The organism is Flavobacterium lacustre (genome assembly GCF_027474525.2).
Lineage (GTDB): Bacteria > Bacteroidota > Bacteroidia > Flavobacteriales > Flavobacteriaceae > Flavobacterium > Flavobacterium lacustre.
Genome location: NZ_CP114882.2, coordinates 130323 through 149455, shown reverse-complemented (window position 1 = coordinate 149455; position 19133 = coordinate 130323). Strand labels below are relative to the sequence as shown.

Annotated in this window: 16 protein-coding genes and 1 rRNA gene; 1 reads left to right on the top strand and 16 read right to left on the bottom strand. The window is 36.7% G+C overall.

What is annotated here, in order from left to right:
* Window positions 1-55: 55 nt before the first annotated feature.
* The 16 genes from O6P34_RS00750 to ppsA form a co-directional block, all read right to left on the bottom strand.
* The gene (locus O6P34_RS00750; protein WP_269685450.1) at window positions 56-349 is read right to left on the bottom strand and encodes a chaperone modulator CbpM; all 294 of its coding nucleotides are present in this window, start codon (window positions 347-349) and stop codon (window positions 56-58) included.
* The gene (locus O6P34_RS00745) at window positions 346-1242 is read right to left on the bottom strand and encodes a J domain-containing protein (RefSeq protein ID WP_269685449.1); all 897 of its coding nucleotides are present in this window, start codon (window positions 1240-1242) and stop codon (window positions 346-348) included. Before O6P34_RS00745 ends, O6P34_RS00750 begins: the two co-directional genes overlap by 4 nt.
* Before the next feature lie 184 nt (window positions 1243-1426).
* Window positions 1427-2515: a reverse transcriptase family protein gene (locus O6P34_RS00740; protein ID WP_269685448.1), complete on the bottom strand. Its 1089-nt coding sequence runs from the start codon at window positions 2513-2515 to the stop codon at window positions 1427-1429.
* Between the two features lie 519 nt (window positions 2516-3034).
* Entirely contained in the window at window positions 3035-4189 is a 1155-nt protein-coding gene (locus tag O6P34_RS00735; protein WP_269685447.1) for a phospholipase D-like domain-containing protein, read from the bottom strand.
* On the bottom strand, window positions 4176-5279 hold the full coding sequence (locus tag O6P34_RS00730) for a site-2 protease family protein (RefSeq protein ID WP_269685446.1): 1104 nt from the start codon (window positions 5277-5279) through the stop codon (window positions 4176-4178). Before O6P34_RS00730 ends, O6P34_RS00735 begins: the two co-directional genes overlap by 14 nt.
* Window positions 5280-5353: 74 nt before the next feature.
* Entirely contained in the window at window positions 5354-5599 is a 246-nt protein-coding gene (locus tag O6P34_RS00725; RefSeq protein WP_269685445.1) for an acyl carrier protein, read from the bottom strand.
* The gene (locus tag O6P34_RS00720) at window positions 5596-6741 is read right to left on the bottom strand and encodes a dihydrolipoamide acetyltransferase family protein (protein WP_269685444.1); all 1146 of its coding nucleotides are present in this window, start codon (window positions 6739-6741) and stop codon (window positions 5596-5598) included. Before O6P34_RS00720 ends, O6P34_RS00725 begins: the two co-directional genes overlap by 4 nt.
* Complete coding sequence (locus tag O6P34_RS00715; RefSeq protein ID WP_269685443.1) at window positions 6734-7732, bottom strand: alpha-ketoacid dehydrogenase subunit beta; 999 nt, start codon at window positions 7730-7732, stop codon at window positions 6734-6736. Before O6P34_RS00715 ends, O6P34_RS00720 begins: the two co-directional genes overlap by 8 nt.
* 19 nt (window positions 7733-7751) lie before the next feature.
* A complete protein-coding gene (locus O6P34_RS00710) occupies window positions 7752-8009 on the bottom strand; it encodes a zinc ribbon domain-containing protein (protein ID WP_269685442.1) in 258 nt (85 codons plus the stop codon).
* An 11-nt stretch (window positions 8010-8020) separates the two neighbouring features.
* Window positions 8021-8332, bottom strand: coding sequence for a zinc ribbon domain-containing protein (locus tag O6P34_RS00705; RefSeq protein WP_269685441.1), 312 nt, complete (start codon window positions 8330-8332; stop codon window positions 8021-8023).
* Window positions 8333-8358: 26 nt separating this feature from the next.
* Window positions 8359-9348 (bottom strand): pyruvate dehydrogenase (acetyl-transferring) E1 component subunit alpha, encoded by a 990-nt coding sequence (gene pdhA / locus O6P34_RS00700; RefSeq protein WP_269685440.1) that lies wholly within the window; start codon window positions 9346-9348, stop codon window positions 8359-8361.
* A 66-nt stretch (window positions 9349-9414) separates the two neighbouring features.
* The gene (locus tag O6P34_RS00695) at window positions 9415-10944 is read right to left on the bottom strand and encodes a trypsin-like peptidase domain-containing protein (protein WP_269685439.1); all 1530 of its coding nucleotides are present in this window, start codon (window positions 10942-10944) and stop codon (window positions 9415-9417) included.
* A gap of 68 nt (window positions 10945-11012) precedes the next feature.
* Entirely contained in the window at window positions 11013-12746 is a 1734-nt protein-coding gene (acsA, locus tag O6P34_RS00690) for an acetate--CoA ligase (protein WP_269685438.1), read from the bottom strand.
* A 48-nt stretch (window positions 12747-12794) separates the two neighbouring features.
* Window positions 12795-13253, bottom strand: coding sequence for an OsmC family protein (locus tag O6P34_RS00685; RefSeq protein WP_269685437.1), 459 nt, complete (start codon window positions 13251-13253; stop codon window positions 12795-12797).
* Window positions 13254-13295: 42 nt separating this feature from the next.
* The gene (locus tag O6P34_RS00680; RefSeq protein ID WP_269685436.1) at window positions 13296-14051 is read right to left on the bottom strand and encodes an SDR family oxidoreductase; all 756 of its coding nucleotides are present in this window, start codon (window positions 14049-14051) and stop codon (window positions 13296-13298) included.
* Between the two features lie 11 nt (window positions 14052-14062).
* Window positions 14063-16483: a phosphoenolpyruvate synthase gene (gene ppsA, locus O6P34_RS00675; protein ID WP_269685435.1), complete on the bottom strand. Its 2421-nt coding sequence runs from the start codon at window positions 16481-16483 to the stop codon at window positions 14063-14065.
* A gap of 1133 nt (window positions 16484-17616) precedes the next feature.
* Between ppsA and O6P34_RS00670 the strand changes: the two genes are divergently transcribed.
* Window positions 17617-19130: ribosomal RNA gene (locus O6P34_RS00670) — 16S ribosomal RNA — on the top strand.
* Window positions 19131-19133 lie beyond the last annotated feature (3 nt).

The following is a 19133-nucleotide window of genomic DNA, read 5'->3' as shown; positions in this document are numbered from 1 at the left end:
GTTCTTTATTTTTTATAATTGAATACAATAAATGGAGTAGTAAGAATACTGAATTTTAACTTTCATAAAGTCGCAATCTGTTTTTGACGGCAATTAATTCATTTTGTAAAGCATCTATTTTTTGTAACAGATTAAAAACTACATCTATTCCCTCAATATTAATCGCTAATTCCTGATGCATTCGTATCATTTTTTCTATTTCATATAAGGCATCGGGATGGATATATTGGATTTCTTCAATAATTTGAATTTCTATAAGTCCCATTTCATTTAAATGACCAAAAAAAGGCATTTCTAATTTATAATAGGTACATAAGGCAGTTACTGGGATGAGGTTTTCGATGTTCATGAGTTTTTTAACTTAGCAAGTTCCGCAAATAATTCTTTTTCTTTTTCGGAGAGGTTGGTTGGGATTTCTATTTGGTAGGTAATGTATAAATCGCCAAATTCTCCTTCTTTTTTATAAATGGGAAAGCCTTTTCCTTTTAATTTTACTTTAGTGCCGTTTTGAGTTCCCGGTTTTACGGTTAGTTTTACTTTTCCGTCAAAAGTACCAGCTGTCACTTCTCCGCCCAGAATGGCACTATACAAATCAATAGGTACAGTACTGTATAAATTGTTTTTGTCTCTTTTAAAGTTGGTATGGTTTTCTATCGTGAAAGTGAGGTATAAATCTCCTTTTGGTCCTCCGTTAATTCCTTCATCACCTTGTCCGCTGATTTTTATTTGTTGGCCATTTTCAACTCCGGCTGGAATAGTAAGTCGTATGTTTTTGCCGTTTATTGTTAAGGTCCGTTTGTTTGTGGTGTAAACGTCTTTTAAATCAAGATGCAATTCAGCGCTAATATCTTCTCCTTTATATTGCGAAGTTCGGCGTCCTCCTCTTGCAGAACGTCCTCCAAACATAGATTCAAAAAAATCCGAATAATCTCCGCCTCCACCGAATCCACCAAATCCCCCACCTTGGCTGCTTCTTTGATATTGCTGTTGCTGTTTCGCACTTTCATATTGTTCCGCATGTTGCCAATTCTCTCCGTATTCATCGTATTTTTTTCGATTTTCGGCATGACTCAATACTTCATTGGCTTCGTTGATTTCCTTGAACTTTTTTTCAGCTTCTTTATCGTTCGGATTTAGGTCAGGATGGTATTTTCTGGCCATTTTTCGATACGCTTTTTTTATCTCGGCTTCTGTCGCGGTTTTATCTACTTCTAATATTTTATAATAGTCTATAAATGCCATTTTTACCTTGTTTTTCTGATTTCTGTTTTTACCTCAATAGGAATAAAATCAATCATTCTATGGGATATTTTCTTTATCAAATTTAATCAATTTAAAGTTGTAGTATCGGTTATAAAATGTTTTATTTCAAATGGTTATCAAAATAATTAATGGTTTATTCTGATTTTTTTCGAAAGAAAATATTTTACATTGTAATCAAAACGGTTGTTTTGGAAATCAGTATGGTATCTGGTTTTTTTAGTTTCAATTCTTGTTTCATTTTCAAATCAATAAGATAGGCTTTGTAGCCTATAAACTCTAAATCTTTCGGATTTATTTGCAGTACAAAATCTATTTTTCCCAGCAGATGTTCTAAATAATTGGCCTGATTGATTTCCTTGTATTCCCGATGTTCATCAAAACCAAATTTTTTAATGTAATACATTGCCTGTCTTAATTCATTTCGTTTATGAAACACGACTTGTGGTTTTTCGTTGACGACAATACCTGTAACCGTTTGCCGGGTGTTGGGAGTCATGAGTTTTGTTTTATCGGGATTGATTTTCAGGTTTAAATTTTCGATAATTTCAGTTATTTTGGTTAGAAGTTCATTCTCATCAAAATCACCGGAAAAGCTCAAATCATCCGCATAACGGGTATATCTTATTTTTCGTTGTTTACAAAAATCGGCTATCTCTGCATCGGCATTTTTAAAAATTAGATTCGAAAGATAAGGACTTGTTGGCGCACCTTGTGGCAAAACTCCTTCTCGGGTGCATAATTTAGAAAGCATTTTTGAAACCAATCTGGAATAGCCCAATCCGATGAAAATTTTTTCGATAGCTTGTATTTTAATCGATGGAAAGAAGTTTTCTAAATCCAATGTAAACACTTTAGGCTGATTTTTATGAAATTTCAGGTTTTCAATAAGACTTATATTGGGTTTGTATGCTTTCGCAAAAGGACTTACGGGAACTTTATAAAGGATGTTTTTGAGTATCCAAAGTTGTATTTCTTTTAAACTCGGAAGCGGTTCTGAAATCTCGCGTTTCTTTCCGTTTTTTTTTAGAATTTGAAAATCCCTATAAAAAGAATTTGGATAAAGTATCGCTTTTTTCAAGTATTCTTTTTTGTAACCCACAAGTCCTGACAAGTGGGAGGTGTTGTATATAATAGGAACGTGATTAGAAAACAAAACGGCTGCATAATTAAGACAGTGTTTTATAGTCTGTTCTGTATAGCCTAAATTCTGGGCTTCCTTAGTAAAACTGTTTTTGTATAGGGTAAATTCCATAGTTTGAATCATTAATGGAGTGGGGAGTTTTAAATCCCGCACTCCAATTAAGAAAGCAGGTTTAAAAGAGTGTAGCTCTGCGGAGCTCTTTTAAATCCTGTGCTTGAAAAAGCGTTCAATTACAGAGCAGTGACTCACGGCTCCGACGCTAGTCGAAACTAACATTTCGTTATGAATTGACTTAAAAGTACAATTCATTATATTTTGGAATAAAGACTGTTTTTGTTTTCAATTTTCGGATTTTGTGCTCTAAATCCTTTAGAATCCAATCTTCCTTTTTTTTATTTTTTGCTTTGTCAGAGTCCATTTTTTCGGTTTGATTAGAAGTGTTTTTATATAAATTGAAAAGTATTTAACTTGTTTATTTTCAATATTTTAAATAAAAAAATTAACTAAATAAAGTTACGAAAAATAATAATTAAGCCCGCAAAAAAATAAAGTATTTAACATGAATTTTACAGTTGTAAAAATTAGGTTCAATTCTTTTGAATTGTTTATAGCAATACTGATTTGTAGTTGTTAATTATTAAACCTTCTGTAAGGCAAATAAGTCATGATGATTTCTATTGCTCTGGTACTGTAATACGATAATCCGTTTATGATTTTTGAAAGTATAGTATCAGTCGTTTTCAATGATTCCGGAGTGATTCTTTGGCATTGCAAAATAATTTCGTTGAGGTGATTTTGATACATTTTTGAAAAAATAGCTGAATCGATTCCAATATTCATTTCAACACTTCCGTAAGAACTCAGATTATTGAGGTTAAAGGAACCAATTGTTGTCCATATCGAATCAACAACCGCCGCTTTTCCGTGTAAAACAGATTGATTCCATTCGTATAATTCAATATTATAGCCCAGAAGTTTGGTGTAAAAATAGCAAGTTGCGCGACGGGTCATCGGCAAATCGGAAACGCCAGATAATATTAATCGAATGCGAACTTTATTTTGAGATGCTTTTTTTAAGGCATTGGTCAGCTTTCGACCCGGAAGAAAATAACTGCCTACAATGGTTATTTCTTCTTTGGCATTGCGAATGGATTTTATGTACGCATTAGAAATTTCGTTTTTTCGATTGAGCCAGTCATTTTGCAAAATCCGAATCAGTGCTTCTTGTTGCGGTTGAAAAGCAGGAAGTATTTTTTTTCTTTGAATTTTCTTTTCTTTACAATAAATCGCTTTACAGAGTTCTTGTAATGGCGCTGCGATTTTTCCGTTGATCAGTACGGCATAATCCAGCCATGGTTTCTCATTTTTGGTTCCGTGGTATTTATCGGCAATGTTAATTCCGCCAATTAAGGCAACTTTTGCATCAGCGACAACTACTTTTTGATGTAATCTTCGACCAAGATAAAATGAATTTGCCGAAAATAATGGGGAAAAATAGCGAAAGTTGATGCCGTTTTGTTTCAGTTTATTGATTATTTCTAAAGGAAGTGACAGAGAACCAAAACCATCCAATAAAAGATATATTGTTACTTGGCGATTCGCCGCTTCTTGCAACGCATGGATTATTTTTTTTCCTGTAGCGTCGTTTTCAAAAAGATAAATTTGGATATGAAGTTCTGATTGTGCCTCAGAAATTAGTTGTTCTAAACGAGAAAAATAATCGTCACCACTATGTACCAGTGTTATTTTTTCTGTGGTAGGAAGAGTGTTTTTAGAAATTAGCATACGCTTTTTTAGTTTTAACCTCTTTGATTAAAATGAACTCTAAAATATTTTCGGTATCCAAGGTTCCTATGATTTTGTCATTTTCGTTAACTAGCATTAAAGTTAATTTATTTTCATAGATTTTCTCAAAAACATCTTCCAAAAGCGCATCAACATCTAAGAAAATCAAGTTTTTATTCATGATTTCTTTAATAGTTTCATTCTCTTTTTTTAGAGCAAGCGCAGTTATGATTTCATCTCGATGCAATGTTCCAACGGCTTCTTTGTTTTCGGTTACCAAAAAACTTTTATTTTGGCTGTCAAGCAACATTGCTATTGCTTTTTCTACTTTTTCATCAGCATCAATTGTTTGGTATTGCGTCATTACAACATCACGTACTTTGTAATTTTTGAGCAAATATTTTGCTTCGGCATGCTCGGTTTCAATTTGCGCTCCCACAATGACAAATAATCCTATAAAAATTAAAAATGGATTCGAAATAAAACCTAAAATAATAAATCCGATTGCTAAGAGTTGTCCGGTTCGCGCTGCGATTTTTGTGGCTACATTTCTTTTAAATCTAAAAGAAAGTATAGCTCGTAAAACCCTTCCGCCATCCATAGGAAAAGCAGGAATCAGGTTGAAAATAGCCAGCCAGATGTTGACCAGAAAGAAATTAAGGAAAAAATTATTGGCGTTGATTCCTTTTGATAGTTCTGCCAAAAGGGTTTCGGCAGTTTCAGGAACCGATATAAAAAATCCAGTAAGCAATGCTAAAGTTAAATTTACCAAAGGTCCCGCAATAGCCACGAGTAATTCTTCGATAGGTTTTTCGGGAATTCGTTCTAATTGGGCTAAACCTCCAATGGGTAAAAGCGTAATGTCTTTGGTTTTGATGTGATAATTTTTGGCCACTAAAGCATGTCCGAGTTCATGTAATAAAACGGTAACGAACACCACTAAAATAAATAACACCGACCACGCCGTTTGTAAGGCGCTGTAGCCAGTTCTGTAATTTATAAAAATGATGAAAAGAAGGAGTAGGGAGAATGTCCAATGAATGAAGATTCCGATGCCTGCAATTTTTCCGAGTTTTAATGATCCTTTCATTTTGTTTTTTTTTGGTGTCCAAAATAAGTTCTGTTCCTGATTATCTGTACGGGTTGCTATTTACAATACCAATATTATTTCATCTTGTCCTTTATATAAGAGACTAATTTTTGCAGCGTAGGTATTTTTCCATAATCTTCTTCCGGGATTTCAATGGCTAATTTTTCGTTTAATGCCACAATGAATTGCAGCGAATCAAATGAATCAATATTGAGTATTTCTCTGATGTTTTGATCGGGTTTTAATTCCGAAGGTTCCGTATCGGGCGCAATTCGTTTCAACAATTGAAAAACAGTTTGTTTAATTTCATCTTCGTTCATAAGGTTTCCGGATTTTGTAAATTAGTATCTAAAGCACTCAAAAACCGGCTGCCAGTAAGTCCGTCAGTGGCGCGATGATCTCCGGCCAGACTTACAGAAACAACAGACCGAATGCCTAACATTCCGTTCTCGGCAAAAGGCTGATCGGATATACTTCCAAAACCAATAACAGCAACTTGCGGAGGATAAATTACACCAAAAACAGAATCGGCTCCACCTTCGCCAAGGTTTGTCAAGGTAATTGTAGAATCACTCAATTCTGAACTTCGCAATTTCAATGCTCTTGCCCGTGGAATAATATCGTTTAGTGTTTCCATAATTTCGTCAATACTTTTTAGATTAGCATTTGAAATGGCAGGAACAATAATTCCACCGGTACGCAGTGATACTACAAAACCAATATTAATAGACGTCTTTGGTTGTAAACCATTTTCCCAAACGGCATTCAAATCAGGAAATCCGGTCAGGGTTTTTGCAGTTGCTTTTATAAATAAAACAACTGGAAGAAGTCGGGCAGTTACTTTTCGTTCTTTATTTTGTTCTTTTAGCCATACTAACGCTTGGGTTATATTTATTTTTTTCTCTAAATAATAATGCGGAATTTCTCTATTCGATTTACTCATTGCAGCAGCTACGGCAGCGCGAATGGTTTCAGTAGAAGGGATTTTTTTTGCTGTCTCAGTTGGTTTTTGTTGTCTGATAACCTGCTCCACATCATCTTTAGTAATCACTCCGTCTTCACCTGTTCCTTTTATTTTTGAAATATCAATATGATTATCAGAAGCAATTCGTTTGGCCAAAGGCGATGCTTTGATACTTTTCTCTTCAATATTTTCTATCAATATTGGTTCGGTAATTTTTTCTTCGGTTGGTTGTAAAGTAGTTGGTTTTGTTTCTAATGAAACGCTGCTTGGTTTTATCATCGCCATAATGGTTCCTACCGGTACTTTGGTTCCTTCTGGGATTAGTATTTCATCAATAATTCCTTCATCAAATACTTCAATTTCAATGAGTCCTTTTTGAGTTTCCACTTCGGCAATACAATCTCCGCGCTTCACCGTATCGCCTGTTTTTTTCTTCCATTCGATTAATGTGCCGTCTTCCATATCAGCACCCAGACTGGGCATTCGAAATTCAATCATGGCGTATCATTTTTTTTACTGCATTGATAATATCATTTTGTTGAGGAACAGAAGCTTCTTCCATGTGGGCAGAGTAGGGAATGGGAACTTCTATCCCACATAACCGTTGTACTGGGGCGTCCAACTCATAAAAGGCTTTTTCCATGATTCGCGCACTAATTTCTGATGAAATACTTACAGAACGCCAAGCATCCTCAACAATAATTGCCCGATGTGTTTTGGCAACCGAGGCCAGAAAAGTCTCTTCATCTAAAGGATGTAAAACCCGCAAATCAATCACTTCGGCATCAATTCCTACAGCGGCTAATTCTATAGCGGCTTGTAAACTTTTATAGACGCCAGTGCCATAAGTGATAATAGAAATATCTTTTCCTTTTCTTAGTACTTTTGCTTTGTTAATATCAACAATTGTTGGGTTTAAATCAATTTTTTCTTCCATATTCAGCATTGCCGTATATTCAAAAATGATAACAGGATCTGTACTTTGTAACGCCGATCGCAACATATTTCGGGCATCTTCATGAGTGCCAACAGATAGAATTATTAATCCCGGAATGTGTGCATAAAAAGGTTCCCAACTGTGAGAGTGTTGCGCTCCTAATTGTCTTCCAACTCCGCAAGCCATTCTTATAACTAACGGAACATGTAATTGCCCGCCCGACATATGCTGTAAAGTAGCGGCATTATTCACAATTTGATCCATGGCCAGTAAACTGAAATTAACAGTCATGACTTCAATAATGGGTTTCATTCCGGCTATTGCAGCACCGATACCCGCTCCCACAAAACCAGACTCTGATAGTGGAACATCCATAATGCGTTCTTCTCCAAATTCCTTTAGCAATCCTTTGCTCACGGCAAAAGCACCACCGTAGCGACCCACGTCTTCTCCCATTAAAAAAACACTTTCGTCATTTTGTAATGCTTCACGAAGGCCTTGTTTTAAGGCTTCTCTATACGTGATGGTTATTGTTGCGCCGTTGTTTTGCATGTGTAAAATTATTGGAATGTTAACTTTTCCAGCGTTTTAGTGCAGGTAAGATATTTATCGCTTTTTGAATGGTATACTCATGAAGATCCAATTTTTTCATTTGAGTTTTTACGTTATTTTTCATTTCGTCCAAATTCATTTTGGGGCTTTTGAAAACACCATCATCATAACAGAACTTACAATAGTCATTATTTATTGAACCATTTTTTTCTGTTCCTTTTATCACTTCTGAGTCAATTGGCATACCGCAACTTTGACAGATTGTTTCATTTTTCATGTTTTTATTTTTTAAATAACAAATTGTTTGTTTTTCCATCTTTTTAAAGCCGGCAAAATATTTAGTGCTTTTTGAACCATGTAATTAGGAAGATTTAATTGTTCCATTTTATTTTTGACGTTCTTTTTCATTTCATCCAAATTCATCTCGGGATTTTTAAAATTACTGTTCTCATAACAATACTTACAATATTCATTGCTTTTAATACCGTCATGTTCCGTTCCTTTAATTTTATTTGTGTTAAGTGGCACGCCACAACTTTGACAAAATTGAATGTCTTCAATACTTTTGTTTTTTAAAGAGTTTAGTTTAATGGCTTTCATGATGTTTAAGGTTTTATTAGTTATATTTATTTTTCACTGTAAACAAATTTTGTCAATTGATCTAAAGGTTCCCATGTTCCTGCTTCCGCAAAATCTACTGCTTTCTGAACGCTTATCTCTATTTTCCTTTCAAAAGTGGCAATTTCAGCTGCCGTTATCCATTGCTTTTGCAAAAGAAACTGCTCAAATTGCGGAATTGGATCTCTTTTTTTCCATTCTTCCACTTCTTTTTTATCGCGGTATAACTCGGCATCAAACATTGAATGTGCCCGAAAGCGATAGGTGTTGCATACCAATAAGTACGGTTTTCCGTTGCTTCTTATTTTTTGTACTGCTGAATTTGTAGCTTCTATAACTGCCATTAAATCCATTCCGTCAACTGAAGAAGCTTCAATTCCATATGAAACTCCCTTTTTTTTCAATTCAGTTTCGGCATGAGAATACTTGAGTGCTGTTCCCATGGCATACAAATTATTTTCACAGACAAATAATACGGGAACTTTCCAAATTGACGCCAGATTCAGCGCTTCGTGAAATTCACCTTCAGCAGCGGCGCCTTCACCAAAAAAGCAACAAGTAATGGTTTTTTTCTTTTGTTTTTTGGATGCTAATGCCATTCCGACTGCCATCGGAAGATGCCCGCCAACGATTGCATTGCCTCCGTAAAATTTTTTTGAGACATCAAAAATATGCATTGAGCCGCCTCGGCCTCGGCTGCAACCTTCTAGTTTGCCATACATTTCAGCCATGATAACTTCGGGATTTATTCCTCGAGCTATAGCATGACCGTGTTCTCGGTAAGTACTTAATATAATGTCGTCATCAGTTAAAGCTTGTGTTACCCCAACAGCTACAGCTTCTTCTCCAATATATAAATGTAGAAAACCTCTAATTTTGGCTTTGCTATATTGTTCAGCAGCTTTTTCTTCAAATCGTCGAATGAGCAGCATTTGATACAAATGGAGCAAGCCATTTTTTGCATCAATAGATTTAGGAATAGTGGTTGCTTGTAACATAGTATTTTATTTTTTTTGAAAATTGGATTGCAAATGATAAAATGGTATTGTTTCAATATTCAGGAATTACAGGCCAAATGCGTAATAATATAAAGTGGGATCGCCGGCATATTTTCCTTCAAGCATGATGCCTCTTTGTTGTGATTTAAGGGCTTCAACAAATGATGAAATGTTAGAAACTACATGGTTATTGACTGCCGTAATTACAAATCCTTCTCTTATGTTCGTATTTTGTTTTAGTTTTCCATCATAAAGCTTTGTGATTTTTAGTCCGGTTTTAACATTATATTTTTTCTGGTCTTCCTTATTAATCGCAACTAGTTCCACTCCTAAATTTTTAAGTAAAACTTTTTCGGTATTTTTTATGATAGGAATGTTTTCTTCTTGTTTTTTGAGAATTGCAGTAAGTTCTTTTTGGTCTTTTCCGTTTCGGATTAATGTAATTTTTACTTTTTCACCAGGACGTTTTCGCATAACAATCTCTTGTAGTTTTGCCGAGGTAACGGTCTCAATACCATCAATACTGATGATAACATCTTTGGCTCTCACGCCAGCTTCTTTTGCTGCACCGGCTGCTGTTACGCTATCGACATAAACACCATTGGCACGGTCAATAGGGATTTCTTTTGCAAGTGTACTGTTCATATCCCGAATTACAATTCCTAAAACGCCTCTTTGTACAGTACCAAAATTCATAAGATCGTTAGCCACTTTTTTTACAATATCTACTGGAATAGCAAAAGCATAGCCCGCATAAACACCAGTAGGCGTTGCTATTGCGGTATTAATCCCAATGAGTTTTCCTTCTAATGAAACTAATGCACCGCCGCTGTTACCGGGATTTACGGCAGCATCGGTTTGTATGAAGGATTCAATAGCCCCTTGATCTGTCAGGATATTTATGTTTCGGGCTTTGGCACTTACAATTCCTGCAGTAACGGTTGAGGCTAGATTGAAAGGATTTCCTACTGCAACTACCCATTCTCCAACTTCAATAGTGTCACTATCGCCAAATTGGATAAAGGAAAGTTTGTTTTCGTTAATCTTAAGGAGTGCTAAATCTGTTTGCGGATCATTACCAATTACTTTTGCAGGATAGGAGCGTCCGTCAAATAAAGTAATGTTGATTTCATAGGCGTCTTTGACCAAGTGATTATTGGTTACAATAAATCCGTCAGGTGTTAGTATTACTCCAGATCCGCTGCCAATAACCGGAAGAGAATCATACTGTTCTCCTTTTGGAACTTGAAATTTAAAATCCCTAAAAAAAGGATCACTTTTGAAAAAATCTTTTAGTGGGTCAGGAATGTCATAAAAATAGAATTCATTTTTGTCCTCATTTCTATATTGTTGCATTTGAGATTTGAAAGAGCATTTAATGTGTACTACGCCTGGAGTTGCTATTTTGGCGGCTAATCTGAAATCTACATTTCCGGTGTAAGAAACTTTTTCGGGATTTGATGCCGCATTTTGTTGAATTACGTCAATATTTTTTTCGCTTTTTTTATCCTGTGCCTGGCATCCTTGAAATAATAGAAGGATAAACAACCAATATATTCCAGTATTTTTCCAATTTCTTTTTCCGAATGTTGTCATGACTCAAATTGATTTATTAAAAATTAGTTTCGCTGTGTTTTTTAAAAACAACTTTATTTTTTGATAGTTTACGATTGTTCTAATGTTGAAAGATCTCCTTCCGGTAATCCCAATTCTCGGGCTTTTAGCAATCGTCTTAAAATTTTCCCGCTTCGTGTTTTGGGAATATTGTCTGTGAATTCAATTTCTTTGGGAGCAACTGCGGGTCCCATTTCTTTTCGAGCAAAAGCCATGATATCCATTTTGGTTTCCTCATTGGCTTCTTTTTCGGGTTTTAATACCACAAAAGCTTTGACTAATTCTCCAATAGTTGCTTCGGGCTTTCCTATTACGGCGGCTTCGGCTACAGCAGGATGACGCATTAGTGTACTTTCAACTTCAAAAGGACCAACCATATGACCTGAAGTTTTGATAATGTCATCGGCTCGACCAATAAACCAAAAATAGCCATCGATATCTTTTTTGGCTAAATCACCGCTGAGGTACCATTCGCCAATAAAGCATTTTTTATAGCGTTCTTCTTCATGTAAATAGCTTCTGAAAAGAGATGGAAATCCTTTTTTTAAAACCAAATGACCTTGAAAATCAGGCTCTGTAATTATTTTTAATTCTTTATTATTGACTTCGGCAATCGCAATTTCAATTCCGGGTAAAGGTTTTCCCATAGAACCGGGTTTTACTTTCATTGATGGATAATTGGCAATCATAATTCCTCCAGTTTCAGTTTGCCACCAATTATCCAAAATTGGAATCCCAAAATTTCTCTGACCCCAAAGGACTGCTTCGGCATGAAGCGGTTCTCCTACGCTCAGAATTAACCTCAGATTTTTGAGATTATATTCTTTGTAGGGTTTTATATTCATCCGCATCAATCGCCTGATGGCAGTGGGAGCGGTATACCAAATGTTTATTTTATGTTCTTCGAGGATAGAATACCACCTTACGGCATCAAATTCTTCTTCATCAATAATACTGGTGATTCCGTGAAGTAACGGAGCAATAATTCCGTATGATGTTCCGGTAACCCAGCCAGGATCTGCGGTACACCAATACCGGTCGCCTTTATGAAAATCCAGTACATATTTGCCGGTTATATAATGAGTGAGAACGGCTTGGTGAACATGCAAAACTCCTTTAGGCATTCCTGTGGTACCGCTTGTGAAATGCAAAAGTGCCGAATCTTCCGGATTTGTTTCCGGAATGATAAACTCGTCTTTGGCTTGTTCCATTAGTTTAGAGTAGGATAGTATTTTTTTCGAAAGATGTTCTTTGGTATCAATAAGAATGATATAATGAAGCGCGGGAAGCCTTTCGAGTATAGATTGTATCTTTTTTTCAAATAAAGCTGAAGTTGTAATTATTACGGACGCATCACCTCTGCTTAATCTTTGAAAAATAGGTTCAGGCCCAAAAACAGAAAAAAGTGGGCAAAATACAGCCGTGAATTTCAAGGTTCCCAATGCAGTAATGTATAATTCGGGAATTCTTCCAGCTAAAGAGAAGATGCGTTCTCCTTTTTTTATTCCTAAATTCTGTAGCACATTAGCAAATTTGGAAGTTAGTTTCTGTAATTCGCCATAAGTAAAGTCTTGAAAACTCCTGTCTTTTCGAATAAAACGTAGCGCAACAGTATCTTTCAGCTCTGTTTCAGCATGACGATCAACGGCTTCGTGGGCAATATTCAGTCCTTTTGAGTCAGGAAGACCGCTTAATTCTTGTGCAATATTTTTCCATGAAAAAGAAGTACGAACTTTTTCATAATCCAAAAGGTGGTGTTCTGTTTTATTTTTGATGGAAATCATACTTTTAAAATTAATTGTTGATTAAGCTGTTTTCAATGAATAGGCGACTTAGGGCAAATCACTAAGTTTTATAAGGCTGTGTTCAACGTATATTTCCGGTTCTAAGCGAATAGTTGTTTTGATGGCATTAGAAATAATACATGATTTTTCACTCATTTCTATAATATGTTTTGCTCTGTCTGGTTTTTGCGAATAAGGAATCACGATTTTTGGTTTCAAAATGATTTCTGTTATGGTGTATTTTCCGTCCACGAGATCGACTTTGCAAGTAGATTTGCTTTCAAAACTGACAAATTCTAATTTAGAATTTTCGGCAATAGTCAAAAATGTACTCAGCAGACAACTGTTGACCGATGCGACGAATAAATGTTCAGGTGACCAGATTCCTTCCATTCCCTTCGGAAAATCAGGAGGTGTGGCGACTTCAATTTCTTTTGGCAGAACCGGAGAGCTGAGAACTCCTTTTCTTCTGCCGGTCCATTTTAAGTTTACTTCGTACGTTTGCATTTGATATCTGTTTTTAAATTAAAAAATTAGAATTCATACTAATTATTGCGCTACAAAACCACCGTCTACAGCCATTGCATGTCCGGTTACAAAAGAAGCTTCGTCGGAGCACAACCATAATACAGCAGCAGCAATTTCTTCGGGTTGACCAAAACGACCAATAGGTTCAAGTTCAGTAAATTGTTCTTCGGCTTCTTTTTTCTTTCCGGTAATTCGATCCATCATCGCAGTTTGTATCACTCCGGGACAAACGGCATTAACTCTGACGCCAAGTTTAGCACATTCTAATGCTGCGGTTTTTGTTAATCCTACAACGCCATGTTTTGAAGCTACATAAGCAGGCAGACCAGCAAAACCAACGAGTCCCGCTACCGAGGAGCAATTAACAATAGCACATTTTCCTTGTTTTATCATTTCGGGGATTTCATATTTCATACAAAGCCAAATTCCTTTTAGGTTTACACCAATGGTTTTGTCCCAATTTTCCTCGCTGCAATCTTTTACAGGAGCTTGAATTCCTTCGATACCGGCATTGTTGAAAGCATAATCTAATCGGCCGAAAGTTTTAATGGTTTTTTCGACCATTGCTTTTACATCTGTGGATTTTGAAACATCACATTGGATAAAAAGAGCTTCACCTCCTGAATTTTTAATAAAATCTAACGTTTCAGTATTTTCTTTCCAATCTACAATGACAACTTTTGCTCCTTTTTTTGCGAAAGCTAGAGCCGTTGCTTGTCCAATTCCAAATGAACCGCCTGTTACAATAGCTACTTTATTTTTGAATGGTGTTTCCATAATAGAACGTATTACATTAAAATTTTTCTTTTTATTTTTTTTTCGGCTTCCAAAATATTTTCAATGCCTTTTATTAATGCATCAGGATTAAATGAGATGCTGTCAATTCCTTCGTTTACTAAAAATCTCGCAAATTGCGGAAGGTCACTTGGAGCTTGTCCGCATAAACCCACTTTTATTTTGAAACGCTTTGCCACCCGAATCGTTTCTTTGATTAAAGCTTTGACAGCAGGATTTTCTTCGCTGAACAGATAACTTACTAATGCCGAGTCTCTGTCTAAACCTAAAGTAAGTTGTGTTAAATCATTAGAACCAATAGAGAATCCATCAAATAGTTTGGCGAATTCATCGGCCATTAATACATTACTTGGAATCTCAATCATTACATATACTTCCAGTTCGTTGATGCCTTGTACTAATCCGTTTTTAGCCATTTCTGTAAGTACATTTTCACCTTCATCGACCGTTCTGCAAAAAGGAATCATCAGTTTTACATTATGAAGTCCCATTTCGTTTCGTACTTTTTTCATAGCTTCACATTCTAAAGCAAAACCTTTTCGATAAAAATCACTGTAATAACGGGAAGCGCCCCGAAAACCTATCATTGGATTTTCTTCATCAGGTTCAAAATATTTCCCTCCGATGAGATTGGCATATTCATTACTTTTGAAATCACTCATTCGCACAATAACATCTTTCGGATAAAAAGCTGCTGCGACTATTGCTACTGCTTCGGCCAGTTTGTCGATAAAATAATTTTTAGGATCGGTGTAGCCTTTCGTTAATTCGGCTATTTGGGAGACCACTTTTTCATCTGTTATCTTTTCAGGTTCGCACAAAGCCAAGGGATGAATTTTAATTGTATTCGAAATTGCAAACTCCATTCGCATCAAACCCACACCCTGATTGGGGTAATGACTCAGTTCAAAAGCTCTTTCCGGATCAGCAAGAATCAGCATTGGGTCCGTTCTTGGCATTTCAAGCAGACTGAAATCATGTTCTTTTATGTCCCATTTCAGAATTCCGTCGTAAATAATACCCTCTTTTCCTTCGGCACAGGATACAGTGATTTCCTGACCGTTTTTTATTGCAGAAGTTGCATTTCCGCATCCTACCACGGCAACGGTGCCCAATTCACGGGCAACAATGGCGGCATGGCTGGTGCGTCCTCCTTTATTGGTAATGATTGCCGATGCTCTTTTCATTATTGGATCCCAATCAGGATTTGTCAAATCGGTAACGATGATTTCTCCGTTTTGCAACAAATGACCCTCTTGTGGATTGTTTAGAATCCGGGCTTTTCCGGAAGCAATTTTATCGCCAAGAGCAATTCCTTGGGTTAAAACCGTTCCTTTTTCTTTGAGTTTGTAAATTTCCCGGACCTTTTTATTTGCTTTTTCATGAACAGTTTCCGGGCGCGCCTGAACAATATATAGTTGATTGTTCAACCCGTCCTTTGCCCATTCTATATCCATAGCTTTTTTATAATGTTTCTCAATTGTATAGCACCATTGCGAAAGCTGAATCACTTCTTGGTTTGTTAATGAGAATTGATTTTGTTTTTCTAAAGCAGTATTAGTATTTACAATTGTATCTTCTGCAGAGGAACTTTCTGGTTTTTCGGAGTAAATCATGGTAAATTCTTTTCTTCCGCAATTTCTCTTTAGAATAGGATTAAAATCAGGATTGCCCAAAATAGGTTTAAACACCATCCATTCGTCAGGAGTAACGGTACCTTGCACAATGTTTTCGCCTAATCCCCAGCAGCCATTAATGATAATAGTGTTCTCAAATCCTGAATCTGGATCAATAGTAAAAGCAACTCCAGAGGACGCTTTATCGCTTCGCACCATTTGTTGTACGCCTACGGAAATAGCAATGCCTAGCTTGGCAAAGCCCATATCATGGCGGTATTTAATAGCACGATCAGTATATAAGGATATAAAACAGCGGTGTATGGCATCCACTAATTGAGATTCTCCACTAATATTCAAAAAAGATTGCATTTGACCGGCGAAACTTGCGGAAGGTAAATCTTCTGAAGTAGCGCTGCTTCGAACGGCTACATCAAGAGAATCTACTCCGCATTGTTTGCATAGCGATTGGTAAGCAAAATGTATTTCAAGCCGAATTTCCTCCGGAATAGTTGCAGATAAAATAAGATTTCTTGCTTTTTCTCCAATGAAAGAAAGGTTAGAGTACTGTTTTGTGTCTAATGAAGACAATAAATCTTTCAATGGTTTTTCCAGATTATTTGCTTTACGGAAAAGCCGATATCCTTTGGCAGTCAAAGCAAATCCATTAGGAATATTAATGCCCATAGGGTTTAGCTGATTGTACATTTCGCCAAGAGACGCATTTTTACCTCCAACTTTGCCAATAGAACCAATACCAATCTGATTAAAAAACAGAATATATTTATAATTTTTCATTTTGTATGTATTTTAAATACAAGCAGACCAGTAGGGGATCTGATGGAATAGTACAATAGAAAAATATTTGAGGCGAGTTGTTTTTTCAGGTTATTAAAAACCTGAAAGCATTACTTAAATTAAAAATTGACGATTTGAGGAACTAAAAAAATCGAGAGTAGTAGGATTCTCTTCTTATTAAAATATGTTATGTAAATTTAATAAATTATTTTTTTACAAATGCTTTTTTTAGAATAAAAAACAGGCTTTTATTTTTGTAAGTGCTTATTATATAGTGTGGTAATGAGTAGTTATGATATTTTAGGTTGTAACTTTAATAAGATTTTATATTGTATACTTTTTATATCCTTATATAATGACAAGTTTGTACTATATATAAGGTGAATGTTTTTATGCGGTTTCTAAGTTTTGTTCCAATTTCTTGAACAACATAAACTACATCAGTAATATTAATCCTTTTTCAGAATATAAATCCTTCAATCACGACCTAATTAGACGTTTTTAAATCAAACACAATCACCAAAACAGGCAAAAACTGATCAAATTGTCAAAAATACCTATGTCTAATTCATAAAATGGCAAAAAAGACATTCTGTAAATATCAAAAAGTCAGTGAATTAAAAAATACAATAGAAAAAAGGATTAAAAATGTTTGTAAAAGCGGATAAAGGTGTTACTTTTGCACCCGCAACAGCGCATAGGTTCATTAATAAGTTGACAAGTAAAAGGAATAAAACTAGAAGATTTATTTTCTAAAAAAGATTCAAAAAAGCTTGTAGAATTAGAAAAGAGGTTGTAGTTTTGCACCCCGCAAACGGGCTAAGTTCATTGAGAGACTGATAAGGGAAAGAGGAGAAAAGGGGATTAAAATAATCTCAAAAAAACTTCAAAATTTTCTTGCCAGTTAAAAAGATAATTTATACTTTTGCACCCGCTTCGAGAAACACGCTAAGTGAATTGAGAAGGGAAAAATAAGATAAGACACGTTCCTAGACATATTGAATTGACAGCCGTTTTGAAAGAGATTTCAAAACAAATAAAATAAGAGTAATAGAATCGATAGATTTGAAAAAACCACTAGAATTTGAGTCGAATAAATAAAGAGAGAAGATTTATCTAATCTCAAACAATATACGATGAAGAGTTTGATCCTGGCTCAGGATGAACGCTAGCGGCAGGCTTAACACATGCAAGTCGAGGGGTATAGTTCTTCGGAACTAGAGACCGGCGCACGGGTGCGTAACGCGTATGCAATCTACCTTTTACAGAGGGATAGCCCAGAGAAATTTGGATTAATACCTCATAGTATAATGAGTTGGCATCAACACATTATTAAAGTCACAACGGTAAAAGATGAGCATGCGTCCCATTAGCTTGTTGGTAAGGTAACGGCTTACCAAGGCAACGATGGGTAGGGGTCCTGAGAGGGAGATCCCCCACACTGGTACTGAGACACGGACCAGACTCCTACGGGAGGCAGCAGTGAGGAATATTGGACAATGGGCGCAAGCCTGATCCAGCCATGCCGCGTGCAGGATGACGGTCCTATGGATTGTAAACTGCTTTTGTACAGGAAGAAACACTGGTTCGTGAACCAGCTTGACGGTACTGTAAGAATAAGGATCGGCTAACTCCGTGCCAGCAGCCGCGGTAATACGGAGGATCCAAGCGTTATCCGGAATCATTGGGTTTAAAGGGTCCGTAGGCGGTCAGATAAGTCAGTGGTGAAAGCCCATCGCTCAACGGTGGAACGGCCATTGATACTGTCTGACTTGAATTATTAGGAAGTAACTAGAATATGTAGTGTAGCGGTGAAATGCTTAGAGATTACATGGAATACCAATTGCGAAGGCAGGTTACTACTAATGGATTGACGCTGATGGACGAAAGCGTGGGTAGCGAACAGGATTAGATACCCTGGTAGTCCACGCCGTAAACGATGGATACTAGCTGTTGGGGGCAACTTCAGTGGCTAAGCGAAAGTGATAAGTATCCCACCTGGGGAGTACGTTCGCAAGAATGAAACTCAAAGGAATTGACGGGGGCCCGCACAAGCGGTGGAGCATGTGGTTTAATTCGATGATACGCGAGGAACCTTACCAAGGCTTAAATGTAGATTGACCGGTTTGGAAACAGATCTTTCGCAAGACAATTTACAAGGTGCTGCATGGTTGTCGTCAGCTCGTGCCGTGAGGTGTCAGGTTAAGTCCTATAACGAGCGCAACCCCTGTTGTTAGTTGCCAGCGAGTCATGTCGGGAACTCTAACGAGACTGCCAGTGCAAACTGAGAGGAAGGTGGGGATGACGTCAAATCATCACGGCCCTTACGCCTTGGGCTACACACGTGCTACAATGGCCGGTACAGAGAGCAGCCACTGGGTGACCAGGAGCGAATCTACAAAACCGGTCACAGTTCGGATCGGAGTCTGCAACTCGACTCCGTGAAGCTGGAATCGCTAGTAATCGGATATCAGCCATGATCCGGTGAATACGTTCCCGGGCCTTGTACACACCGCCCGTCAAGCCATGGAAGCTGGGGGTGCCTGAAGTCGGTGACCGCAAGGAGCTGCCTAGGGTAAAACTGGTAACTAGGGCTAAGTCGTAACAAGGTAGCCGTACCGGAAGGTGCGGCTGGAACACCTCCTTTCTA